A 23885-nucleotide genomic window follows, 5' to 3' on the forward strand; every position below is an offset into this window, starting at 1 on the left:
AAAGGCTTAAGCACTAAGTTTTAATCCCACCACTCCAGTGATGATTAAAATAATAAAAATAATTTTATTAATGGTTATTGCTTCTTTAAAGATTAAAAATCCCACCACGCTAACAAGTGCCAAACCACAACCTGCCCAAGTTGCATAAGCTATGCTTAAATCAATTTTTTTCAAAGCATAAAATAAACCTGCTAAAGAAAATGAAAAAAACACCGCAAAAACGATTAAATAAAGATTATTTTTACTTATGCTTGCATACTTCATCGAGCTTGTTGCAATCACTTCAAAAACTATACTAATTGCTAATATTAACCAATGCATTTTATATCCTTTTAAATTAATTTAAAAATGAAATTACAAAAGGATAAAAGGCGGGGCTATGGCGTAGAAAAAATAACCATATGCAGTTTTTATCTTCCATTTTGTCCATAAGCTAGTATAAAATTTTAAGATAAAAAATCCATAAGTCATTTATAACCTTGTAATAATTTATCTTATTTTAACATTGTTTTTTATATCTTAGTTAAATTTAGCGCAAAAGCTTTTTGGCTCAAAAGCACTTCATCATTTTCTTTAAAATCTTTAGCTTCTAAAGGGCTTAGCGCTACTTGACTGATTTGATTACCTATGGCAAGTATGGCTATAAATATACTATCTTGTTTTTGTAGTTTTAAAATGCGTGCTTTTATAGCAAATTTTTGTGAGCCTTGTGTTTTTAAAAAAACTTCATTAGGCGAGCCTTCTTTGATAATGGCTCCATTTTCTAAAATGATGACTTTATTGGCTAGTTTATAAACTTCACTTACATCATGGCTAATTAAAATAGTAGTGATTTTATAAGTTTTATGTATATTTAAAAGATAATCATGCAAGTGTAGTTTTATCTCATTATCTAGGGCACTAAATGGTTCATCTAAAAGTAAAAGTTTGGGTTTTTGCATAATGGCTCTTGCTAAAGCTACGCGTTGTTTTTGTCCCCCGCTCAGTTCTAAAATATGACTTTTTTTGTGTTTACTTAAATCTAAAAGTTCTAAAAGTTCATTAGCAAATTTTAGATCTTTTTTGGCAAAAAGTAAGTTTTGCTCTACATTCATATTTTCAAATAAAGCATAATCTTGAAAAACAAAGCCAAGTTTTCTTTTTTGTGGGCTTAGAAAGTTTTTATCATCAAAAAATATAGTATCATTAAAAGTGCAAATTCCTCGTGCTTTTTCAAAACCTGCTAAAATTCTTAAAAGCGTAGTTTTACCGCTGCCACTTTTTCCAAAAATAGCACAAAATTCTCCTTCTTTAACTTCAAATTTAACCTTAAGTTTAAATTCTTTTTCTTTATTTTTAAAGATTTTTTCAAAGTCAAGTTTTAGCATAAATACTCTTTGATAAATAAAGCGCTAGGATGTACATAAGCAAATACAAAATCATTTTTTTGATAGTCTTGCTCTAAAAACTCATGAGTGCTAATTTGAGCTTCGAAAGTGCAAATTTCATTTTCTAATCTTATGATAGTGATGATTTGTCCTTGGAAAATATCAATGATTTTTGCATAAAAAGTATTTAAAAATGAGTTTTCTAAATTTTTTTTACTAAGCAGGCATTCGCTACTTTTAAAAGCAAGTAACACTTCTTGATCAATGCTTGCTTTTTCATCAAGTTCTAAAGCAAGCATATATAATTTATGTTTATTTATAAGAAATTCTACCCAGTTTATATTTTCATGATTTTTTATAGTATTTATTTTAGCTTTAATCATGGGATATTATAGCCATAAGCTTTGAAAATTTCCTTAGCCTTTTTACTTAAAATAAAATCATAAAATTTCTTAGCTTTGGCATTATCTTTACCATAAGAAGTGATGATAATACCTTGATTGATTGGCTCATAAAGCTTTGGATTGATTAAAATATAATTTTTTCCTTCTTGGAGTTTATAAGATTTTAGCGTATCTTCATACAAAGCACTTGCTGCTATAAAACCCACATCGGCTGCTTTTAGTGTTTGAGTAAGTGCTTCTCCTATGGATTTTGCTTCGATGATTTTAGCTTTTGTTTGCTCATAAATTTTAGCATTTTGTAAAGTTTCTATACTAGCTTGACCATAAGGAGCAGCTTTGGGATTAGCTATAGTGATGATTTTTACTTTTTCTTCTTTAAGTGTGTCTAATCCTTTGCTTAAATCCATTCTAACACTGAGTAAAGCTAAAGCTCCTTGAGCATAAATAACAGGTTTTGTACTAGCAAAATTATCATCATACAAGCTTTGTGCAAATTTCATATTTGCAGCCATAAATATATCAAATGGCGCTCCATTTTTGATTTGTGAGACTAAATTTCCACTAGCGCCTAAGCTTACATTGATACTAATATCAGGGTTCTCTTTTTGAAATTCTTTTTGCAAGGCTTTAAAAGCATAAGCTACATTTGCAGCTGCAGCGATATTTACATCAGCACCATAGCCAAAAATACACAAAAAAAGCAGGGTGAAAATTTTTTTCATTTTTTGTCCTTTTAGTAGTAAATTTTGAAAAAATTATAGCTTATTTTTAAAAGCAAAAATAAATTTGTATTTTTTGCATATTTTCTAAGACTTATTTTATAGGTAAATAAAAATTTTTAATCTTTTTAAAGAATATTTTAAAAGTATTTTAATGTAAAAATTTATTTTAATTTTTGTATAATTTAAGGTTTCAATTTGTGAAATTTTAAAAGGAAAAACTTGTTAAAATATATACTAAGTTTGTGTTTATTTTTTAATACTTTGATTTTAGCCAATGACTTTGAAGATTTTGAACAAGAATATCAAAAAAAAGAAGTCAAAGATAGCTTTTATACCTATAATAAAGCTATGAGTAAATTTAATTATGATCTTTATACTTATTTTTTAAGACCGGTTGCACTTTCTTACAAAAGTGTTACTCCAAGTTTTATAAGAACAGGAGTAAAAAATGCTTTTGATACCACAAGATCGCCTTTTAGATTTATCAATCACCTTTTAAGTTTAGAATTTAGAAAAGCTGGCGAGGAATTTGGAAGATTTTGTGTGAATGTGATTTTTGGATTTGGTTTGTTAGATAGTGCGAGCAAAACTCCTTTAAAAAGTTACGAGGCTGATTTTGGAACAACTTTGGGCAAATGGGGAGTAGGTAGTGGACCACACCTAGTGCTTCCACTTTTAGGTCCTTATAATGTAAGAGATGCTTTAGCTTTGCCTGTAAATTGGTTTATGGTGCCTGAGGGATATATTGAGAATTTTTGGATTGGAGCAGGCGTAAATGCTGCATTAAAATTAAATGAATTAAGTTTTGAGTATGAAAAAATAGATGATATTTACCAAAATAGTGTAGATTATTATACTTTTATACGCGATGCGTATGAACAAAGACGCCAAGAACTCATCAAATAAGGAGATAAAATGAAAAAAATCATAGTTTTGCTTTTTAGTGTAGTATTTGCATTCGCTTTAAATTTGCAAGATATTTCTAAAACTATGCAAGAAAAAATTGATGAGAGCTTAAAAATTTTAGATCAAAATAAAAATGATAAAGCTAAAGCGGCGGAAAAAATCTTTGCTTTATTTGATGGTGTTTTTGATTATGAGCTTATGGCCAAACTTAGTCTTTCTACAAGATATGAAAAATTAAGTGAAAATGAAAAAAATGAATTTAACAAAGCTTTTGAAAAAAACCTTAAAAAAAGTTTCACAGATAAGCTTGCTTTGTATGATTCTCAAAAATTAAAAGTGATTAATTTAGAAGAAAAAAACAAAAGAGCTTTTTTGAAAACTTCTATGATAGTAGATGGCAAAGAAAATTTTGTAATTTTTAAATTTTATGATAAAAATAATGATTGGCAAATTTATGATGTAGATATTTTTGGTATAAGTATCATACAAACATATCGCTCACAATTTAAAGATGTCTTGCAAAATGGCGATTTTAAAACCTTGCTTGAAAAGCTTTCTAGTGTTGATTTTTCTAAATAATGCTAAGTAAAATTTTAAAAATCTTTCTTAATTTCCCAAAGCTAACTTTGGGGATTACTTTAATCTTTTGTGTATTTTTTAGTTTTTTTGCTAAAAATTTAAGTGTTGATGCAAGTGCTGAAAGCTTGCTTTTAGAGCATGATGAGGGTTTGAAACTATATAGAGAAGTTTCAGCACGCTATGGTAATGATAATTTTTTAATGCTTGCTTTTGCTCCTAAAGATAAAGATATTTTTGCTAAAGAAAATTTAGAAACTATTAAAAACTTAACTCTTGATTTAGAAAAAATCAATGGAGTGCAAAAGGTATTTTCTATCACTAATGCGCCTTTACTTGCAAGTTCTAAAGGTAAAGAATTAAAAGAGCTTATCCAAAATATACCTAATATTTTTAGTCAAGATGTGGATATTAATCTAGCTAAAAAAGAAATTTTAAATCAACCCTTTTATAAAAATAATATCATCTCAAAAGATGGAAAAACAACGGGAATTTTGATTTATCTAGCACCTGATCTTGTTTATAATGACTTGATTAATTCAAGGGATAATGCGCAAAATGAAAATGAAAAAGAGCATTTTAGAGCCTTGATTAAAAAGCACCAAGAAAGCTCAAGGGAATTTAGTGCAAAAAGATTAGAAGAAATTACTAAAATAGTATCTAAGTATAGTCAAAATGGAGACTTTTTACACCTTGGTGGTGTTGAAATGATCGCTAATGATATGATTAATTATGTAAAAAGTGATTTAAAAATTTATGGACTTAGTTTAATAGGACTTTTATTTATAGCACTTTGGTGGTTTTTTGGCTCTTTGCGTTTAGTGTTTTTGGCTTTGGGAATTTGTGTGGTTTCACTTTTTACTTCAAGCGGGATTTTCGTGCTTTTGGGCTTTGATATTACTGTGGTGTCTTCAAACTATGTAGCTTTGGTACTCATTATCACTGTTTCTGTTGTGATACACTTAATCGTGCATTTTATAGAAAATTTACACAAACACCCAAAAGCTAGCGTTTATAAGCTTTTGCTCTCAACCTTACTTGATAAAGCAAGTCCTAGTTTTTTTGCTATTTTAACCACGGTTGTTGGGTTTTTAAGTTTTGTTTTTTCAGATATTGAGCCTATTATTAAACTTGGTATTATGATGAGCCTTGGCATCAGTGTGAGTTTGATTTTAGCTTATATTTATTTTGCAAGTATTTTAGTATTAATGCCGCGTTTAAATTTTAAAGAGCTTAATCAAAATTCGTTGAAATTTTTAAGTTTTTGTGCAAATGTAAGTTTAAAACATAGAAAATTTATCTATGGTATAAGTTTATTTTGTGTGGCTTTTGCTTTGTATGGAATTTTGCAAATTAAAGTAGAAAATAGTTTTGTGAGTTATTTTAAAGATAGCTCTAGGATTAAACAAGGTTTGTTGATTATAGATAAAGAGCTAGGTGGAACTATGCCTTTAGATGTGATTGTCAAATTTAAGCAAAATCCAAAACAAAATGAAAGCTTAGATGAGTTTGAACAAGAATTTGATGATTTATCCAAAGATGATAGGTATTTTTTTAGTAGTGAAAAAACAAGAATAGCTGCTAAGGTTCATGAGTTTTTAAGTAAGCAAAAATATGTAGGTTCTGTGCTTAGCTTGCAAAGTTTGCTAGAGCTTGGAAAAAGCATTAATGATGGTAAGACTTTAGATGATTTTGCTCTAGCGTTTTTATATGAAAATTTAGATGAGAATTTTAAAAAGCAAGTTTTAACCCCTTTTGTTAGTGTAGAAAATAATGAGTTGCGATTTAGCGTGCGTATGCTAGATAGTGATCCAAATTTAAGACGCGATGCTTTTTTAAAACAGCTTGAAAAAGACTTAAATGAGCTTTTGCAAAATGATAATGTAGAGGTTAAAATCAGTGGTATTATGCCTTTGTATAATAATATGCTTCAAAGTCTTTTTTCATCACAATTTGACACTTTAGCCTTTGTGGTGCTTGTGATTTTTGCTTTGTTTGTGGTGATTTTTAGAAGTTTTGTTTATGCTTTTGTGGCAATTTTGGCCAATCTTATACCTTTAGCTTTAGTGTTTGGCTTAATGGGTGTTTTAAATATACCACTTGATATTATGAGTATTACCATAGCTGCTATTTGTATAGGAATAGGGGTTGATGATATGATTCATTATATTCATCGTTTTAAAGAAGAATTAAAACATAAAAGCTTAGAAGAGGCCATAAAAGCTTCGCATATAGGTATAGGAAGTGCGATTTATTATACTAGTGTTACGATTATTCTAGGTTTTTTAGTAATGATTAGCAGTAATTTTATCCCGACGATTTATTTTGGCTTGCTTACGGTTTTGGCTATGAGTTTGCTTTTGTTTGGTTCGCTTTTTTTATTACCAAGTTTTATTTTAACTTATCATTATTTTAAAACAAAATTAAAATAAAGTAAAATCCAAATCACATAAACACCAAAAGCAATAAGCATATATTTTATAAATTGTTTCATTAATACTCCATTTTTTCTAATACCCTTAAGATATAAGTAGCAAACATTAGCGCTTGTGAGCGGTGTGAAATTTTTAATTTTACTTGCTCATCTAATTCACCTAAGGTTTTATCAAAACCTTTTGGGATAAATAAAGGATCATATCCAAAGCCATTATTACCCCTTGGAGTGTCAATAGCAAGGCCATGCATATATCCATGCGTGCTAAAATGTCCATATTTTGAGCTTATGGCTATGGCTGCAGTGTAAAAAGCTTTGCTTTGATGTAGATTTTTTTCATGTAAAGCTTGGATGAGCTTGTTTCTATTGGCCTCATCAGTGCCTTCTTGAGAGTATCTTGCAGAAAAAATCCCTGGCGCATTGTCTAAAGCCTCTACGCTTATACCACTATCATCGCTTAAGGTGATAAATTCATTTTGTTTTTTGCCTAAAGCATTAAAAATAGCTTTAGATTTTATCAAAGCATTTTCTTTAAAACTTATGCCATCTTCGATGATTTCAAAAGGAGTGATGATTTCATTTAAGGCATAAATTTCATAAGTAGTTAAAAATTTTTTGATTTCTTCTACTTTGTGTGCGTTAGAAGTTGCTAGAATGATTTTTAATTTTTTCTTCATAAATTACTCTTTTTGTTTTGACTTTAAAAAAAGTTTATCAAAATCATAGTAAAATTATCCTTTATAAGGAGAAAAGATGTTAAAAACCGTTTTACCTTTGTCTTTTATTGTAGGAACTAGATTTTTCGGATTATTTATAGTTTTGCCGGTTTTAAGTTTATATGCTTTAAATTTAAAAGGAGCCAATGAGTTTTTAGTAGGACTTTTAGTAGGTGTGTATGCTCTAACTCAAATGGCATTGCAAGTTCCTTTTGGAATCATTTCAGATAAAATAGGGCGTAAAAAAACTATGCTAATAGGACTTGTGGTGTTTATCATAGGTTCTTTGGTATGTTCATATGCTGATGATATTTATACGATGATGTTTGGAAGGCTTTTACAAGGAGCAGGAGCCATAGGAGCAGTAGCTACTGCTATGATAAGTGATTTTATCAATGAAGAAAATCGTGGTAAGGCCATGGCTATCATGGGTTCATTTATAGGACTTTCTTTTGCAGCTTCTTTAGTGCTTTCTCCTTTAATGAGTGCTAAATTCGGACTTTCTAGTTTGTTTGATTTAAGTGCCATTTTAAGTCTAATTTGTATCGTGCTTTTATTTAGCGTTGTGCCAAAAGAGCATACAATAGTACATGAAAATACTAAAACCCCATTAAAAAAACTTTTAAAAGAAAAAAACTTAGCTTTGATGAATCTTACTAATTGTATGCAAAAAATGCTTATGAGTATTGCGTTTTTAAGTATTCCTTTGGTTTTAGTACATGAGTTTAATTACCCGAGTGAGAATTTATGGCATGTTTATGTTAGCTCTATGGTGCTTGGGTTTTTAGCTATGGGTTTATCAGGATCTTTGGGAGAAAAAAGAGGCTTAAGTAAAGAGATATTGCTTTTAGGTGTGGCGTTTTTTATCATTGCTTATATTATATTTGCTTTTTCGCATAATGCTTTAGTGTTTATGGTGGGTGTTGTAGTGTTTTTTATAGGATTTAATTTACATGAGCCTATTATGCAAAGCTGTGCAAGTAAATTTGCTAAGGTAAATGAAAAAGGCGCAGCTTTGGGTGTGTTTAATGCTTTTGGCTATTTTGGAAGCTTTTTAGGTGGTGTCGTTGGAGGGTATTTTTTACACCATTTTAGTTTAGTTGCTCTTGCTTTTATTTTGATAGCTTTGTCTGTAATTTGGTTTGTATTGCTTTTGTTTTTACAAAGTCCGGCAGATTTTAAAAATGTCTATTTATCTTTAGAAACAAAACATGATTTAAATATGATTAAAGGCATAAATGGAGTTTTAGATGTGTATAAAAACTCTAAATTTTTAGTGATTAAATACAATAAAAAACTTACAAGCGAAGAAGAAATTTTAGCGATTATTGAAAAATAATCGCTTTTATACAAAATGCTTTTCTTTTAAAATCACATATAATTTTAAAGTAGAAATAAAGAAAGTTAAAATAGCAGGTCCAAGGATAATACCCCAAAAGCCAAAACTTGAAATTCCTGCTATCATCGCAAAGAAAATTAAAAGTTCGTTAATTTGTGTTGGAATTTGAACAAGTTTTTCATTGATCCATTTAATGATATAGGGTTTTACTAAAGTATCTGCGATAAAAGATATCATTACCACGCTATAAATGAAAATCACTAAAGCACCGCTTAGATTGTTATTTGCAAATTCATATAAAGAGACAGGCACATAAACTAAAGCTCCACCTACCACAGGGATTAAAGAGCTAAAGCAAAATAATATTCCCATTAAAATTGCATCATAACCATAAAATTTAGTAATGATAGCAAAAAGCACCCCTTGTAAAATGGCATTTAGCACCATAGAATAAAACACCACAGACATTACATTACTCACTTCACTTAAAATGCCTTGAGTTTCTTCTTTTTTCATAGGCACTATGCTTTTTATATAGCCAATGAGTTGGGCTCCATAAAGATTAGCAAAGAAATAAAATACGCAAATTAATACCATATCAGTTAGAAATTTAGTGCCAAATTTAGTTGCGCTTGAAAGATAGGTTAAAACATTTTTAGAGATAGAATTTAAGTCAATACTTGCTAATGCTTCTTTGATTTTGGGTTCTATAAAGCTTAAAGATTCAGGTAGGTGTAGGGAATAATTTTTAAAATATTCTATGGTATTGTGAAAATAGCTTATATCAAAACCTTTTGCAGCCTTTGCTAGTTCTATAATAGCATATACAAAAGGGATAAAAAATAAAGCTAGCATAAAAGCAGTAGTAGCTGCTGCAGCAACGACTTTTTTACCTTTGAAAATACTTAAAAATTTAACATTAACATTAGAAGTAGAAACAGCCATTAAACTTGCTATGGCTATATTCATCAAAAAAGGTTTAAACAAAAAAAGTACCCAAAATAAAATGATCAAAATAAAACTAATCAAGAAAAAATTACTACTTTTCATCAAATAAACCTTTGTTATATTTTAATTTTAAAACATCAAAGCTTTTTAAGCTTGCAATGCGACCTTTGGCTGTTCTTTCTATATAACCATTTGCTAGTAAATATGGCTCTATCACATCTTCTATGGTATTTTCATCCTCACTTAATGCTGCAGCTATACTAGAAAGTCCTATAGGTTTTCTTTTAGCCTCAGTTAAAAGCTCTAAATACCGCAAATCCATCGCGTCAAAACCAAGCTCATTTACCCCTAAAGAATCAAGCGCTTCTTTAGCTCTTTTTTCGCTAATGATTTCCTCATCATTTACATCAGCAAAGTCTCTTACACGCTTAAGCAATCTTAAAGCAATCCTTGGGGTTGAGCGACTGCGTTTGGCTATTTCTAAAGAAGCTTTTTTTTCACAAGTTTTATTAAGCTTTAGAGCTGCTTTTTCTAAAATGATAGCAAGTTCTTCATTTTTATAAAATTCCAAGCGAAATTGCATGCCAAAGCGATCGCGCAAAGGATTGCTTAGCATACCTGCTCTTGTAGTAGCACCTATTAAAGTAAATTTAGGTAAATCGATTTTGATTGTTTGCGCAGCAGGGCCACTACCGATGATAATATCAAGACGAAAATCCTCCATAGCAGGGTAAAGTACTTCTTCTATGGCGGGACTTAAGCGATGAATTTCATCGATAAATAAAATATCTCCCTCGCTAAGATTAGTTAAAATCGCAGCTAAATCCCCGCTTTTTTCTATCATGGGTGCAGCGGTAGTTTTGATATTTGCATTCATTTCATATGAGATAATGTTTGCTAAAGTTGTCTTACCAAGTCCTGCAGGCCCACTAAAAAGGATATGATCTAGACATTCATTTCTTTTTTTAGCAGCTTTAATAAAAATTTCTAAATTTTTTTTAATGTTTTCTTGTCCTATGTAGCCATCAAAATTTGAAGGTCTAAGGCTTGTTTCATAAGTTTCATCAGGGGAGAATTTTTCAATCTCTACGATTCTATCCATATTTTTTCCATTTTATTTTGTAAGAAATTTTAATTTTATCTAAAATTTGCTAAAATAAACATTTAAACTTAGATTATAGAAGTTTTTATGGGAATTTTAGAGCAATTAGAGTTAGATTACGAGCTTGAAGAAATCGAGCGTTTTTTGTATTTTTTTAGAAGTCTTTGTGATGTTTTAGAGCCTTTGATAGTAAAGCTAAGCAGCGATAGCTCAAAATACAAAGAAGCTTTAAAAGACTTAGAGCAAAATATCCACAATGTAGTTTGGGCTGCTAAAAGATTAAATTTAGATGAGATTGCAAATTTTTGCACATTTTGTGAGGAAATTATGCAAGAAGCAGCTAAATTTGATGGGCCTGCTAGCGATGAATTTGTGGATTGGATGTTTTTAGTGGGTGAGCAGCTTGATAGATATTGCAGTGATTATGAAAAAAATGCTTCTTTTTTAAGCGTATTTAACCCTCAAATTGCAAATGTTCCTGATAAAATTTCTAAATAACGGGGACGACTTGGCTTCGACAGGAGTAGAGTGGCCTTGGTGGCATGTCGCTTTGAGCAAAGCGTATAAAGCTCAAATTAAAATTAAACGCAAACAACGTTAAATTTGCTCCTGCTTACGCTAAAGCTGCGTAAGTTCAGTTGAGCCTGAATTTTAAGCGATACTATCTAGCTTAGGATTTGGTCATTTTCGATAGTGTAGATTGAAATTTGACAAGTTTTGATTGAAGTTAAAGTCTTAGTCTAGCTTGAAATTTTGGAAGGTGAGTTTGGCTAGATGAAATTTTCACCTTTGCTAAGCATGTAGATGCCGTGGTTGTTTTATTTTTGGACAGGGGTTCAATTCCCCTCGTCTCCACCAAATTTAATCTTTCATATATCAATTTATTAGAATTTAGTATTTTAATAATTTAATTTCATCAAAGGTTTCTTATTATTGATAGGACTTCAAGGAAGGCTTCTTTTAAGATAGATGGTAAGGTTTTTATTAATTCTAAATTTAAATTCATTATAAAGCTTGATAGTATTTCTTAGCATTTTAAAAAGTTCTTTTTGTTATCATTTTAAAAAATACTAAGGTTGTTCTATGAATTTTTATGAAGAAATTAAAAAATATCTTGATAATAATCTTTTTACCAACTATGCTCTAGAGGTGGATTTTCCAAATATTTATAATTTTACTAAAAATGAAAACATATATAAAACAACCTTAGATAATATAATCTGTCTATACAACGCCACTCAAAGAAATTTTCAAAATTATAACGAACATCAATTTGAAGATGAATTTATATCAAAAGTGTTAGACATTTTAGGGTGGAAATTTATAAGACAAGATGAAAAGATCATACAGGGTAAATTAGAAAAGCCCGATTTTTTGCTTTTTAGTGATGAAAATATAAAAGTAAATTATGAAAATTTAGACAAAGAAACAAAAAAATCAAGTAATGAATTTACTATCATCATGGAATCAAAAGCCTATAATGTGCAAATAGATAATAAAAAAGTAAAAGAAAATCCCCATTTTCAAATTTTAAGATATCTTAGTAATCTTAAGAAAAATTATGGCTTTTTAACTAATGGTAGATTTTGGCGTTTTTATGATAACTCTACACTTAGTGCAAACAAGGTATTTTATGAGATAAATTTAGAACAAATCATAAAAGATAAAAACTATCAAGCTTTTGCGTATTTTTATAGTATTTTTGCTTCAGCAAGTTATACAGAAGAAAAACACATAGAAAAATCTTTACAAGTCAATAAAGAATCAAAAATAAAAATAGAAGATGATTTAAAATCTATCATCTATGGAACTAATGGCAATGAATCTTTATTTGAATTTATAGGTTCTAAGATTTATAACAAAACTAAAGCTGATTTAAAGCTAATCTATGAAAATTCTTTATATTTTGTGTTTAGGCTTTTATTTATTGCTTATTTTGAAGATAAATTTGAAAATATCTTAGAAAAGCATAAATACTTCAAAAGCAAAATTAGCATAAAAACTTTATTGCAAAATTTAAGCGATGATGAAAGCTCAAGTGCTGGCTTTGGCGATTTAGAAATGATATTTCAAATTTATAATAAAGGCAAAGGCAATTTTGACATGCCTGTTTTCAATGGTGGGTTGTTTGATGAGAGCAAAACCACTCTTTTAAACACACCAAAGATTTTCAGCGATAAAGACTTGAAGAAAATTTTAGAACAATTATTATACTACAAAGATAAAAATTTAACTTTTAAAAGAGATTATAAAACCTTAAGCATAGAGCATTTAGGCACGATTTATGAAGGCTTGCTTTCTTACTTTTTTGAAGTAGCAAATGAAGATATTTACTATGTAAGCTATAAAGAAAAATCAAAAGAAATAGAGTGTTATTTTGATAATTATGATTTTAAAATTTTAGAAAAATCAAAAAAATTAGAAAAATACACCTTTTATGAAAAAGGACAAATTTATCTAAAAAATACCAGCAACTCAAGAAAAGCAAGTGCAAGCTTTTATACACCTCAATCCATAGCTAATTTTTTAATCCAAAGTGCTTTAAAAGACAAACTAAACAATGAAAACATTTTGAAATTTAAAATTCTAGACAATGCTTGCGGTAGTGGGCATTTTTTAGTTGCGGTTTTAAATGCTATCACGCATATTGTTTTATCAGATTTTGAACATTTTACAAATTTAAAGCAACTCCACGAACAAGAAAAAGAAAATATCGCAAATCATATAAAAGATTTCACGCAAGATTATGAGTTAGATGAAAGTGATGTTTTAAAACGACTTTTGCTAAAACGCATTATTTATGGAGTGGATTTAAATCCATTTAGTATAGAGCTTACTAAGCTTAGTCTTTGGATAGATAGTTTTATCTTTGGAACCCCACTTTCTTTTATAGAACATCACATAAAATGTGGCAATGCTTTGCTAGGCTCAAGTATAAGTGATTTTGAAAATTTAATAAAGCAAAATAAAGAAAATATTTTCACAAATTCCATTACTCAAGAATTTGAAATTTTACAAGAAGTATTTGAAAAGCTTGATAATCTACAAGATACCAACGAAGAACAAATCAAACAATCCAAACAAATCTATCAAAATGAAATCACACCAAAACTTGATAAGTTAAATTTATATCTAAACTATATTAACTCACTTCATTTTGCTAACAAAGAAGAATTACAAATTCTAAAAGCCCTAAGTCAAGATGATATACAAAATTTAAGCCAAAATAAACAAGCAAAAGCTATCATTAGCAAATATCAAAAAGAATTTAACTTCTTTAATTATGAGTTAGAATTTCCTGAAATCATAGAAAATCAAGTCTTTAAAGGCTTTGATATCATCATAGGTAATCCACCTTGGGATAAATCAGAATTTAGTGACAATGATTTCTTTCCACAATATAAAAGCGATTATAGAAGCTTAATCGCTAGCAAGAAAAAAGAAATTCAAGACAATTTGCTAGCGAAAGATTATATAAAGCAAAATTATGAAAAACAAAAAGCATATATAGATGTAATTAATGTTTATTATAAAAACACATTTATGTCTAATTCTTTAACAAAAGATATCAATTTATTTCGTCTTTTTGTAGAAAAAAATCTTTCTCTTTTAAAACAAGATGGAAATTTAGCTTATGTGCTTCCTAGTGCTTTGATGTTTGAAGATGGAAGCTTGACTTTAAGAAAAGAAATTTTAGAAAATAAAACTTTAGAGTATTTTTATAGTTTTGAAAATAGACAAGCTATATTTGCTGATGTGGATTCAAGATATAAATTTGCTCTTATGCTTATAAAAAACACGCAAGCAAATCACACTCATAAAATCAAAACAATGTTTTATAAAACAGATATAAACTCACTAAAAAACAAAGATGAAATTTTAACTCTAAGCTTAGAAGATATCAAAAAGCTAAGTCCAACTCACTTAGCCTTAATGGAGCTAAAAGACAAACAAGCCTTAGAAATTCTAAGAAAATGCTACAATACTTTTCAAACCTTGTCTTTTGATTATATAGATTTTAGACAAGAATTAAATATGACTAGTGATAAAGATTTGTTTATAGAAGAGTTTAGGGAAGGACTTTTGCCCTTATATGAAGGTAAAATGATACATCAATTTAATGCAAATTTTAGCCAAGCTACTTATTTTTTAGAAAAGGCTAAATTTGATGAGCGTTTAAAAAGCAAAGAACTTTTAAGAGCTAAAAAGGCCACCGGCAAAGAACTAAAGCCTGATTTGATAAAATATGATAGAGAATTTTTTAGACTTGCTTATAGAGCTGTTGCAAGCGATACAAATGAAAGAACCTTGATAGCTTCTTTATTACCAAACAATTGTGGTTTTGGACATAGTATGTTTGCAAATGCACCAAAACTATATATTTTAAAAGATGATGAAATTTGTATAGATGTAGTGTCTTATGAAAGAATTTTGCTTGTTTTGGCTTTGTTTAATTCTTTAGTGGTTGATTTTATCATAAGAAATATGGTGCAAATCAATGTAAGCAAAACCTATTTAGAAAGAATTCCTCTGCCTCAACCAAGTGATAAAGAAATTCAAAACAATGAAATCTATAAAACCCTAGCTAAAAATGCCTTGCTTTTACAGCTTTATAATGATAAAAATCATCATTTTGATGAGCTAAAACAAGAATTTAACATAAAAGATGATGAAATTCCAAAAACTAAAAAAGCTTATGATGTCTTAAGAGCAAAAAATGATTTATTAGTTAAAGAACTTTATAGTTTAAGTGATGATGAATTTTCTTACATGATAAGCACTTTTAAAGTCTTAAACGAAAAACAAAGCGAATATATAGCATTATTAAGGAATTAAGATGGAAGATAAATCTGTTTTAGAACAAATTATAGTTATTAGTCAAAATTTTAATAAAAATATAAAAAAACATGAGGATGATAGAGGGTTTTTATCTCAAAATATACTTAATGAGTTAAGGAATTTAATAGAGCATATTGCTTTGTATATTTACAATAGAGATACAAATAATAATTTTAGTAGTCACTATGATAATATAAAAGTTGCAATTGTATATATAAGCGATAAAGCTAAATATGTAAATATTAGAAAAATGCATAATTTTTTACAAATAACATCTTCACATTACACTCCAGATGAGGAAACTTCAGAAAGATTGATGTTAAAATATATTTCTATTTTAATTAAAATAAAGCAATTTTGTAAAAATAATTTAAACTTAGATATCTTGCAAAATATATATGAATTTCCTATTAAGCTTGATAATCTAAGTTTGCAATATTATGAAAGAGTTGTAAATAAAATCAATAATACAAGTGTATTTGAAAGAGAAAGAACTGATAAATTTTATATACATAAAGTCAAGCCATTTGTTGTAGATAAAAAAATATATTATGAGATAACATTTGCATTAGCTAAAAACTATACAAGTAAATTTGATAAAATCATAGCTTTTTCAAAAGAATATATTCCTGATAATTATGCTGTTGAATTAAAACTATATGATACTAGTATTTGGTTGAAATCATTTAAGATACCCATTATATTAATAATCAATTGGAATGTAAGCATAAGACCTTGTGAGTTAAAGAATTTTTGTGCTATTTTTGGATTAGCTAATGTTAATTTTACAAGAAATGCAAAGTATGAGAGAATCATGCAATTTTTAAAATACAATGAATTGAGCTTGCTAGATATTGTAAAATTAAATGATATAGAATATCAAAACATCAAGAATGAATTTAGTGAAAATAAATTTAATGATTTTTTTAAATGTCTTGATAAGACAAGGGATATTATTACAAATAATAAAAAAGGAAAAAATATCCTTAGTTATTTATTAAATAGTATGAACAATGTTGTTATAAAATATCAAAAAGGTGATTTTGCTAATGAAAAATTATCAAATTTATATTTAAAAAATTCCTCCATACCTTTTGAAGATATGCCTTTTTGTACTTCTTTGACAGGACATAATCCTAGATTAATTGACTTATATGAGTGTTTAGATGTGAAAGATAGAAAGCATGAATTATTAGCCAGAACTATTAAAAATAACTCAAAAATTCATGGAAACTTATATAAGGATATTGAGGATTTTGGGCAAATTTCTAAAGAAAGTATTTTAGAACTAGTTAGAAAACACAATGATTCTATTGAGTATAAAGACCATAAGCCAAAAAGACATATAGAAATATTATATGAAAAATATTTATATATTAATGAAGATGAAACAGCGATAAAAAATATTATTTTAAAGCTTAAAAATTTTACCCAAAGTGGCATAGAAAATTATCAAAAAGATATAGAAAAATGGCTAAAGAATAACAACTTAGATTGTGAAGAAAAAAAGAATTTTCTAGAAAAAATGTTTTGCGATTCAAAATTAGCATTGATATATGGTGCAGCAGGAACAGGTAAAACCACATTAATAGAATATATTTCTAATTTTTTTAAAGATAAAAATATATTATTTTTGACAAATACTTACACAGCATTAGATAATATAAAAAGAAGAATAAAAAATCCATTATGGAGTTTTAATGTTGTATCTTCTTGCGTAAAAAAAAGAAAAGAGCAAGTATATGATGTTGTGATTGTTGATGAGTGTAGTACGATTGATAATAAACATATGTTTGAATTTTTAGATAAAGTAAAATGTGATGTTTTGGTTTGTGTTGGAGATGTATATCAAATAGAAGCTATTGATTTTGGAAATTGGTTTTTATTTGCTCAAAACTTTTTTAAAGATAAGCAAATAGAGCTAAAACATATTTACAGAACTAATGATGAAAGATTGCAAGATTTATGGAAAGAAGTAAGAGAGCTAGGGGAAAATATACTTGAAAAGCTTTCTAAGAAAAAAATATCTGAAAAAATAGAAAATTTTAATTTTAATACGCAAAAAGAAGATGAGATTATTTTATGCCTTAATTATGGTGGGTTATATGGTGTAAATAATATAAATAGGCTTTTACAAGAAAATAATCCTAAGCAATACATTCAATTTAATAGCTTATATTATAAAATAGACGATCCTATATTGTTTAATAATGAATCTTCTTCAAGATTTGGACAAGTCATTCACAACAACTTAAAAGGATCGATAGTAGATATAAAGAAAGGAAAAGGATGTGCTTTTTTTGTGGTAAATGTTTATAAAAATATAAGCGAAGAGAGTGAAAAAGATTTTAAAATTACTAAAAAATTTAATAATGAATATACAGAAATTACTTTTAGAGTAGATGAAATAAATTCTGATGAAGAGGATGAAAAAGAGCATGCTATTCCTTTTCAAGTAGCTTATGCTATTTCTATACATAAAGCACAAGGTTTAGAATATGATAATGTTTCTATAATTATTTCAGATGAAATAGAAGAACAAATAACACATAATATATTTTATACAGCTATAACAAGAGCTAAGAAAAGATTAAAAATATATTGGTCAGCCGAAACTGAAAATAAAATATTAAATTCATTAAAACTTAAAGATATTAAAAAGGATTATAATCTTTTATCATCTAAGTTAAAATAAGTTTTCTTTGCAAGGCTATTCTTGCAAAGAATTTATACAAATAAAGAATTCACACTTTCATTGTGATAAACTCTGCGTATTACCTCACCAAAAATAGGTGCTACGCTTAGGACTTTGATTTTATCCATTTGTTGTTTTAAAGGTATAGTGTCAGTTACTACTAGCTCATCAAGCGCATCTTTGGCTATTCTTTCATAAGCTATACCACTAAGTACAGGATGGGTACAGCAAGCTATAACTGACTTTGCACCTTTGCTTTTAAATACTTCAGCAGCTTTTACTATGGTTCCTGCTGTATCAATGATATCATCTACTAAAATCACTTCTTTATCTTTTACATCACCGATGACATTCATCACTTCGCTTTCATTAGCTTTTTCGCGTCTTTTATCTACTATAACTATATCAAGTCCTAAAGCTTTTGCTACGCTCCTAGCTCTTGCTATACCGCCTATATCAGGACTTGCAATGATAGGATTTTTATAGTTTTTATTTTTAATATAATCATTAAAAATAATACTTCCATAAAGATTATCCACAGGTATATCAAAAAAGCCTTGAATTTGTCCAGCATGTAAGTCTATGGTAGCTACTCTATCTACCCCTGCTGATTCTATAAGATTTGCTACTAATTTTGCAGTAATAGGCACCCTAGGACTTGCTTTTCTATCTTGTCTAGCGTAACCAAAATAAGGGATGATAGCTGTGATAGAGCTTGCACTTGAGCGACGCAGAGCATCTGTCATGATTAAAAGTTCCATTAGATTATCATTTGTTGGAGCACAAGTACTTTGAATGATAAATACATCTTTACCACGCACGCTTTCATCTATTTGAATGCTAATTTCACCATCACTAAAACGCTTCACACCCGCATTGCTTAGAGGCAGTGAAAGGTATTTTGAGATTTTTTTAGCAAATTCCTCATTTGCTGAACCAGAAAATATTTTATATCCGCGCATATATAAGCCTTAGAAAGTTTTCTGTGATGATATAAAATTTTTTTTGAAAATACAATAAAACATATCAAAAGCCGTGCAATCTTTTTAAATCCGCATCAATAGGAAGTTTATTTCCGTCTTTATCTACACTTACATAAGTTACCACAGCTGAAGTTACATGCATGCAATATACACGGCCATAATCATTGGCTCTTTGGGTAACTACTTCTACTTCTACGGTGATAGAAGTATTACCTGCTTTGATGATTTTTGCATAGCAAGATACCAAATCACCTACGAAAATTGGTTCTTTAAAAATGATCTTATCCACTGCTACAGTTACTACTCTTTGCGGAGAAAGCTCCCTTGCTGCAATGGCTCCAGCTAGATCAATTTGTGACATGATCCAACCACCAAAGATATTACCAGCGGGGTTTGTATTGCTTGGCATAGCTATAACTCTTAGTTTAGGTTCTCCCATATCTTTCATACATTCTCCTTATGTTTTGAAAAAAACATTATAATTAAGTTTTAAAAATAAAGAAAGGTAAAAAATGAATGATTTTAAGCAAATAGCAAAAATTGTGAAAAATAGGAAACAAAATATCAATAGTCTTTATAATATACTTCAAACTAATCAAAGTCATCCTTTGATAGATAGAGCTTTAGAACTAGCTAATCTTGAAAATGAAAAAAGCAATGTTTTAGCAATGTTGCGTCGTTTGGTGGATTTAAAAGAGGAAAATTTAGTCCAAGAACTTGAGAAAAAAGGTTTAAATGAAGAAGAAATTTCTCAAATAAAATATAAAGTTTTTTCTTTAGTAAGAGCCTTTTATGAAGTAGAACATCAAGATTTAATCGATGAGATTAAGAGTAAAAATTTACTTGATGAGTTTTATTTGGCTTTAGTTCAAGGTGTGCATAATATAGGCGTAGTTATGAATTCTTTTGAGCTTGTTTGGAGCAAGCAAATTTTAGATACAAATAATAAAATCTTAAAAGAACAATTTCCAAATTTAAGCGATGCTTTGGAGTTTTTAAAACAAAATGAGCTTTATCAGCTTAATCAAGATGGTGAAATTTGTGAAAGAAGCTATGGAGCTTTAGTTAAAATAGGAACACTTTGGAGATTTTTACCTTATGCAAAAGCTTTTGAAAATGAAGTTTTAAAGCTTGAATATGAGTTTGATAAACTTTTAGAAAAACTAAGAAATTGTGTGCTAGATGATGAAAAAAATGCTTATATTGATTATATAGAAAAATTAAAATTTGCTTTTTGTGAAAAAGATAATAATGAAGTGGTTAAAAAATGGCAAGAAGCAGAGCTTGCGTGGATGGAAGTAAAATGTCCATTGCAAATTGGCCATCCTTTAGAATACTATGAAGACTCTTATACGCATGCAGTAGCTCTTGAGTGGGATATACGCTTAGAAGATGTGAGTGATTTTAATGGGAGTGAGTTTAAAGATAAAATCAAAGAAAGCTTTGCAATGGTGTATGCAAATTTAGATGAAGAAGGTGAAGCTTTGTTTGATGAAGTGAATTTTAATCTTGAAAAAACTCAGCTTTATATTTGTATGCCTATGATTTTTTATGGAGCAGAGCTTAAGGGGCTTTTTTCCGCTCAAGTAGTGCCAAATGATGAGTATGTAAGCAATATAGCAGGTAAAAAGATCTTTGCTTTTTTAAATTATGTTTATGAAAATGCTAAAACCAAGCCTTTTATGAAGCTTTCTTCTATGGTATTTGAAAAAGAATTTTTAGATTATGGTAGAGAAATTTTATTTTACAATGAAAAATTATGGAAAAGAATTTATGAAGTTTCTACCATAGGTCATGAGTTTGGGCATATTTTCTTTGTGGCAAATGATAGTGAAAAGAAAATGAATGAAAGTGGCGTGTTTAAAAATATAGAAGAGTTTAAAGCTACTGCGGGCGGGCTTGTAAATTTCTTTTTACATGAAGAAGATGATTTAAAGCTTCCTGTATTTTATGAGCTTATTAAAAGGGCTATAGGATTGATTGCTTGGCAAAGAGTAGAGGAGGTTAAGCCTTATTATACTGAAGGTTTGATTCATTTGTCATTGCTGTTTAAATCAGGGGTGTTATCTTTTGCAAATGAGAAATTAAACATTAAATTTGATGAGGAAGCTTATGAGAGTTTTAAGGCTGTGTTTATGCAAAATTATTATAAGCTAGCAAGACATTATATGTTAAAAGAAGATGCTAAAAATTATTTAGACGAATTTTGTGTTTTAGAAGATGAGGTATTTTTACCACTTGATGAAGAGTGTAAAGAATTTGTAAAATACTACTATGAATTACACAAACTTTATGGCAATGAAATCGATGAAAGTGGAGAGTTTGAAAAATACTCTAATGCAAAATAAAATTTTATCAAGAAGAACTTAGCTTTCTTCTTGATATTTACTATTTTCTAATGCTTTTTCCATATCTTTTTGCGTTTTTAAAATAGCTTTACTAAAGCCATTTAGTACTGAAAATGGAGCAAATTGTGCCGCTCTTTTTTCTCTTGACATTGGTGGAAATTGTTTTGATTTTTGATATTTTATATCTATTATATCTTTATAATCATCATGCATTATGACCTCCTATTAAAGAAGTAATTTCTTTAGTCTCATCATCCAAGCTTGAAGCTTTTAAAATAGCTTTTTTACCAAATTTTTGCATGATTTGAAGTCTTGCTTTTTGGAGCTTTTCTTCTTTTTCAAGTTGATTTTTTTCTTGTGAAATTGCGTTAAAATCACTAAATAAATTTAATTCTTGGAAATTTTCTTGAGCTTTATCTGTGATATTATTTAAACTTAGGCTGATTTTTCTAATACTTAAGTTTTTATCACTGATTTTATAAAAAAGTTCTAAGGTTTTTTTGTTGATGATTTTTAAAGAATGGGTAAAATTTTCTAAATTCATACTTCCGTGAGCATTTTTAGGTATAGCTCTTCCGTAATTATCTTTAGTAATAGCTCCTTTATAAGAACTCAAAAAACTTGAATTTTCTAAATTGCTTTTATCATATTGTATATCTAGTGTGATATGGTTTGTTTTAAGGTTATTTTGTATAAGTTCAAGTACCAAATGATCTACAAGTTCTTTTAAAACCTTTATTGTTTGATTATTATCATATGCAAAAGGCAAAACCTTAGCCATGATTTTAGAGTGATTTTGTGATTTGTAATTTTTAATATCTTTCATTGTGCAAGTTTCAATACCCCATGCATGATCGATCAAAAGTTCAGCATTAACACCAAAGTGTTTATAAAGCAAGTCTTCATGTTCTAAAGAAAATCTTGCAAGATCTCCCATAGTATGAATGTTTAAATCTGCAAGTTTTAAGGCAATGCCTTTACCTATACGCCAAAAATCTTTTAAAGGTTTATGCTGCCACAATTTATATCTATATAATTTTTCATCTAAAAAGGCTATAAGCAAGCCATTTTCATCTGCTTTTTGTCTTTTAGCGAGTATATCCATAGCAATTTTAGCTAAGTATAAATTTGTGCCTATGCCTGCTGTTGCGGTGATTTTACTTGTGTGTGAAATATCAAGTAAAACCTTAGTAAGTAGCTCATAAGCTGATAGTTTGTATTTTTCAAGATAAGAACTAAGATCGATAAAAACTTCATCAATAGAGTATATATGAATATCTTTAGCATCAAAATACTTCAAATAAATGCTGTATATTTTTGTGCTAAATTCTATATAAGTAGCCATTCTAGGCTTAACAATAATGTAGTCTAATTCTAAACTTAAATCATTTTCAAGTTCTAATATACTAAAACTTTTAGCTTTAAAGTGGTGTTTTTGAGCTTGTTTTAGTCTTTCTTGGTTGATTAAATGGATTTTTTGTTTAAACTCAAAAAGTCTTAATCTACCAGGTATATTGTAAGTTTTTAATGCAGGTGAAACTGCTAGTATGATGGTTTTGTCCGTTCTTGTTTCATCTGCTACAATAAGATTAGTTGTTAAAGGATCTAAATTTCTTAAAACGCACTCAGCTGATGCATAAAAAGATTTCAAGTCAATAGAAGCGTAAATTTGCATAGTATGTGAAGCTTGCCTTTAGATTTATTAAGTTTTGATGGTATTAATTATAACAATAAAAATTACTAAAATAGATGAAATAAAATGAAATTTATAAGGTGGCGGACAGAGAGGGATTTGAACCCTCGAGACCCGTTAAGATCTGCACCCTTAGCAGGGGTGTGGTTTTAGCCACTCACCCATCTGTCCGTATTAAAAGGGAAAGTATATCTTATTGTTTATAAGATATACCTTAAATTTATACACTGAAATAAGCTATGATTAAAGTTATAATAAAACCAGCACCTAAAACTGCTATTTGTTTACCTCTATCTTTGCGTATAGCTATAATAGTGATTAAAAGTCCTGAAATATAAAGTATTATCATAGCAAGTGCAAAAGCTAACCCAAGTACAGAAAAGTACCACATACCTTTATCTTTATGAAGTAAAATCATATTTCCAAGCAAGCTTCTATCTTTTGTTGTAATTTCATAGTTATTCTCATCTAATTTTATAATACTTGCTATATAATTTATAGTCCCAAGTTCTATGCCATCGCCTTTTTTGTTGAGCTTTGGTTCCAAAGATGAAGGAATTTTTAAGTTGTTTTTCTTTAAAAAATCAATTAAAAATTCAGCTTCAGCACCCTCTTGAATAATAGCTTGAACTTTGTAATTTTGAATTTTAGCTCCACTTTCTCCATCAAAACCAGCTATATAAGCAAAACCTGTGATTGCATATAAAAATGCAAGTGGTAAGAAAAATAAACTAATGTAAATGTGAATTTGTCTGAATAATTTGTTTTTATTCATTTTTACTCCTTTTTGAAAAATAATGAAAAGTATATTGA

20 protein-coding genes, 1 tRNA gene and 1 other RNA gene are annotated in these 23885 nt (G+C 28.7%); 9 read left to right on the forward strand and 13 right to left on the reverse strand.

Annotation, left to right across the window (positions count from 1 at the left end; all coding sequences use genetic code 11):
- Positions 1 to 6: 6 nt before the first annotated feature.
- The 4 genes from L8X50_RS01175 to modA all read right to left on the reverse strand — a co-directional run bounded on the left by L8X50_RS01175 (position 7) and on the right by modA (position 2493).
- On the reverse strand, positions 7 to 321 hold the full coding sequence (locus tag L8X50_RS01175; RefSeq protein ID WP_263660176.1) for a DMT family transporter: 315 nt from the start codon (positions 319 to 321) through the stop codon (positions 7 to 9).
- A 191-nt stretch (positions 322 to 512) separates the two neighbouring features.
- A complete protein-coding gene (locus tag L8X50_RS01180) occupies positions 513 to 1367 on the reverse strand; it encodes an ABC transporter ATP-binding protein (protein ID WP_263660177.1) in 855 nt (284 codons plus the stop codon).
- The gene (locus L8X50_RS01185) at positions 1361 to 1750 is read right to left on the reverse strand and encodes a hypothetical protein (RefSeq protein ID WP_263660178.1); all 390 of its coding nucleotides are present in this window, start codon (positions 1748 to 1750) and stop codon (positions 1361 to 1363) included. The genes L8X50_RS01180 and L8X50_RS01185 overlap by 7 nt, the downstream gene beginning before the upstream one ends.
- Positions 1747 to 2493, reverse strand: coding sequence for a molybdate ABC transporter substrate-binding protein (gene modA, locus L8X50_RS01190; protein ID WP_263660179.1), 747 nt, complete (start codon positions 2491 to 2493; stop codon positions 1747 to 1749). The genes L8X50_RS01185 and modA overlap by 4 nt, the downstream gene beginning before the upstream one ends.
- A 219-nt stretch (positions 2494 to 2712) precedes the next feature.
- Between modA and L8X50_RS01195 the strand changes: the two genes are divergently transcribed.
- Genes L8X50_RS01195 through L8X50_RS01205 form a run of 3 tightly spaced genes read left to right on the forward strand, consistent with a single transcriptional unit; the run spans position 2713 to position 6407 of the window.
- Positions 2713 to 3399, forward strand: coding sequence for a VacJ family lipoprotein (locus L8X50_RS01195; RefSeq protein WP_263660180.1), 687 nt, complete (start codon positions 2713 to 2715; stop codon positions 3397 to 3399).
- A 9-nt stretch (positions 3400 to 3408) separates the two neighbouring features.
- On the forward strand, positions 3409 to 3978 hold the full coding sequence (locus tag L8X50_RS01200; RefSeq protein WP_047208573.1) for an ABC transporter substrate-binding protein: 570 nt from the start codon (positions 3409 to 3411) through the stop codon (positions 3976 to 3978).
- Positions 3978 to 6407, forward strand: coding sequence for an efflux RND transporter permease subunit (locus L8X50_RS01205; protein ID WP_263660181.1), 2430 nt, complete (start codon positions 3978 to 3980; stop codon positions 6405 to 6407). The genes L8X50_RS01200 and L8X50_RS01205 overlap by 1 nt, the downstream gene beginning before the upstream one ends.
- 61 nt (positions 6408 to 6468) lie before the next feature.
- Here the strand turns inward: L8X50_RS01205 and L8X50_RS01210 are convergent, their stop codons facing one another.
- A complete protein-coding gene (locus tag L8X50_RS01210; RefSeq protein ID WP_263660182.1) occupies positions 6469 to 7086 on the reverse strand; it encodes a non-canonical purine NTP pyrophosphatase in 618 nt (205 codons plus the stop codon).
- Positions 7087 to 7162: 76 nt separating this feature from the next.
- On the opposite strand from L8X50_RS01210, the gene L8X50_RS01215 reads away from it, so the two are divergent.
- Positions 7163 to 8464 carry an MFS transporter gene (locus L8X50_RS01215; RefSeq protein WP_263659273.1) on the forward strand — a complete coding sequence of 434 codons (1302 nt, stop codon included), beginning with the start codon at positions 7163 to 7165 and terminating at the stop codon, positions 8462 to 8464.
- 6 nt (positions 8465 to 8470) lie between these two features.
- Here L8X50_RS01215 and L8X50_RS01220 read toward each other — a convergent pair whose 3' ends face one another.
- Complete coding sequence (locus L8X50_RS01220; RefSeq protein WP_133319757.1) at positions 8471 to 9514, reverse strand: AI-2E family transporter; 1044 nt, start codon at positions 9512 to 9514, stop codon at positions 8471 to 8473.
- Positions 9504 to 10514 (reverse strand): Holliday junction branch migration DNA helicase RuvB, encoded by a 1011-nt coding sequence (gene ruvB / locus L8X50_RS01225; protein ID WP_039619088.1) that lies wholly within the window; start codon positions 10512 to 10514, stop codon positions 9504 to 9506. The genes L8X50_RS01220 and ruvB overlap by 11 nt, the downstream gene beginning before the upstream one ends.
- Before the next feature lie 87 nt (positions 10515 to 10601).
- On the opposite strand from ruvB, the gene L8X50_RS01230 reads away from it, so the two are divergent.
- The 4 genes from L8X50_RS01230 (at position 10602) to L8X50_RS01245 (ending at position 18048) form a co-directional block, all read left to right on the forward strand.
- Positions 10602 to 11012, forward strand: coding sequence for a hypothetical protein (locus L8X50_RS01230; protein ID WP_039619086.1), 411 nt, complete (start codon positions 10602 to 10604; stop codon positions 11010 to 11012).
- Position 11013: 1 nt separating this feature from the next.
- Positions 11014 to 11372: a transfer-messenger RNA gene (ssrA, locus tag L8X50_RS01235) on the forward strand.
- Positions 11373 to 11597: 225 nt separating this feature from the next.
- Positions 11598 to 15350: a class I SAM-dependent DNA methyltransferase gene (locus L8X50_RS01240; RefSeq protein WP_263660184.1), complete on the forward strand. Its 3753-nt coding sequence runs from the start codon at positions 11598 to 11600 to the stop codon at positions 15348 to 15350.
- 1 nt (position 15351) lies between these two features.
- On the forward strand, positions 15352 to 18048 hold the full coding sequence (locus tag L8X50_RS01245; RefSeq protein ID WP_263660185.1) for an AAA family ATPase: 2697 nt from the start codon (positions 15352 to 15354) through the stop codon (positions 18046 to 18048).
- Between the two features lie 32 nt (positions 18049 to 18080).
- On the opposite strand, the gene L8X50_RS01250 is transcribed toward L8X50_RS01245, so the two are convergent.
- Both L8X50_RS01250 and L8X50_RS01255 read right to left on the reverse strand, forming a co-directional pair.
- Positions 18081 to 19010 carry a ribose-phosphate pyrophosphokinase gene (locus tag L8X50_RS01250; protein WP_263660186.1) on the reverse strand — a complete coding sequence of 310 codons (930 nt, stop codon included), beginning with the start codon at positions 19008 to 19010 and terminating at the stop codon, positions 18081 to 18083.
- A 64-nt stretch (positions 19011 to 19074) separates the two neighbouring features.
- Positions 19075 to 19479, reverse strand: coding sequence for an acyl-CoA thioesterase (locus L8X50_RS01255; RefSeq protein WP_133319755.1), 405 nt, complete (start codon positions 19477 to 19479; stop codon positions 19075 to 19077).
- Positions 19480 to 19543: 64 nt separating this feature from the next.
- Here L8X50_RS01255 and ciaB point away from each other — a divergent pair, with 64 nt between their 5' ends.
- Positions 19544 to 21379, forward strand: coding sequence for an invasion protein CiaB (ciaB, locus tag L8X50_RS01260; RefSeq protein ID WP_263660187.1), 1836 nt, complete (start codon positions 19544 to 19546; stop codon positions 21377 to 21379).
- An 18-nt stretch (positions 21380 to 21397) separates the two neighbouring features.
- Here ciaB and L8X50_RS01265 read toward each other — a convergent pair whose 3' ends face one another.
- The 4 genes from L8X50_RS01265 to L8X50_RS01280 form a co-directional block, all read right to left on the reverse strand.
- Positions 21398 to 21592, reverse strand: coding sequence for a hypothetical protein (locus tag L8X50_RS01265; protein WP_039668753.1), 195 nt, complete (start codon positions 21590 to 21592; stop codon positions 21398 to 21400).
- On the reverse strand, positions 21585 to 23054 hold the full coding sequence (locus L8X50_RS01270) for a DNA methylase (RefSeq protein ID WP_263660188.1): 1470 nt from the start codon (positions 23052 to 23054) through the stop codon (positions 21585 to 21587). Before L8X50_RS01270 ends, L8X50_RS01265 begins: the two co-directional genes overlap by 8 nt.
- Positions 23055 to 23153: 99 nt before the next feature.
- Positions 23154 to 23243, reverse strand: a tRNA-Ser gene (locus tag L8X50_RS01275).
- A gap of 49 nt (positions 23244 to 23292) precedes the next feature.
- Entirely contained in the window at positions 23293 to 23847 is a 555-nt protein-coding gene (locus tag L8X50_RS01280) for a PepSY-associated TM helix domain-containing protein (RefSeq protein ID WP_263660189.1), read from the reverse strand.
- Positions 23848 to 23885 lie beyond the last annotated feature (38 nt).

It is taken from the genome of Campylobacter sp. CNRCH_2013_0898h (assembly GCF_025772965.1).
Lineage (GTDB): Bacteria > Campylobacterota > Campylobacteria > Campylobacterales > Campylobacteraceae > Campylobacter_D > Campylobacter_D lari_D.

Coding starts and splice junctions, on each gene's coding strand:
- L8X50_RS01205 (WP_263660181.1), top strand. CDS start 3,978: ATGCTAAGTAAAATTTTAAAAATCTTTCTTAATTTCCCAAAGCTAACT.
- modA (WP_263660179.1), bottom strand. CDS start 2,493: ATGAAAAAAATTTTCACCCTGCTTTTTTTGTGTATTTTTGGCTATGGT.
- ciaB (WP_263660187.1), top strand. CDS start 19,544: ATGAATGATTTTAAGCAAATAGCAAAAATTGTGAAAAATAGGAAACAA.
- L8X50_RS01250 (WP_263660186.1), bottom strand. CDS start 19,010: ATGCGCGGATATAAAATATTTTCTGGTTCAGCAAATGAGGAATTTGCT.
- L8X50_RS01180 (WP_263660177.1), bottom strand. CDS start 1,367: ATGCTAAAACTTGACTTTGAAAAAATCTTTAAAAATAAAGAAAAAGAA.
- L8X50_RS01210 (WP_263660182.1), bottom strand. CDS start 7,086: ATGAAGAAAAAATTAAAAATCATTCTAGCAACTTCTAACGCACACAAA.
- L8X50_RS01185 (WP_263660178.1), bottom strand. CDS start 1,750: ATGATTAAAGCTAAAATAAATACTATAAAAAATCATGAAAATATAAAC.
- L8X50_RS01255 (WP_133319755.1), bottom strand. CDS start 19,479: ATGAAAGATATGGGAGAACCTAAACTAAGAGTTATAGCTATGCCAAGC.
- L8X50_RS01200 (WP_047208573.1), top strand. CDS start 3,409: ATGAAAAAAATCATAGTTTTGCTTTTTAGTGTAGTATTTGCATTCGCT.
- L8X50_RS01240 (WP_263660184.1), top strand. CDS start 11,598: ATGAATTTTTATGAAGAAATTAAAAAATATCTTGATAATAATCTTTTT.
- L8X50_RS01270 (WP_263660188.1), bottom strand. CDS start 23,054: ATGCAAATTTACGCTTCTATTGACTTGAAATCTTTTTATGCATCAGCT.
- L8X50_RS01175 (WP_263660176.1), bottom strand. CDS start 321: ATGCATTGGTTAATATTAGCAATTAGTATAGTTTTTGAAGTGATTGCA.
- L8X50_RS01215 (WP_263659273.1), top strand. CDS start 7,163: ATGTTAAAAACCGTTTTACCTTTGTCTTTTATTGTAGGAACTAGATTT.
- ruvB (WP_039619088.1), bottom strand. CDS start 10,514: ATGGATAGAATCGTAGAGATTGAAAAATTCTCCCCTGATGAAACTTAT.
- L8X50_RS01220 (WP_133319757.1), bottom strand. CDS start 9,514: ATGAAAAGTAGTAATTTTTTCTTGATTAGTTTTATTTTGATCATTTTA.
- L8X50_RS01230 (WP_039619086.1), top strand. CDS start 10,602: ATGGGAATTTTAGAGCAATTAGAGTTAGATTACGAGCTTGAAGAAATC.
- L8X50_RS01245 (WP_263660185.1), top strand. CDS start 15,352: ATGGAAGATAAATCTGTTTTAGAACAAATTATAGTTATTAGTCAAAAT.
- L8X50_RS01265 (WP_039668753.1), bottom strand. CDS start 21,592: ATGCATGATGATTATAAAGATATAATAGATATAAAATATCAAAAATCA.
- L8X50_RS01280 (WP_263660189.1), bottom strand. CDS start 23,847: ATGAATAAAAACAAATTATTCAGACAAATTCACATTTACATTAGTTTA.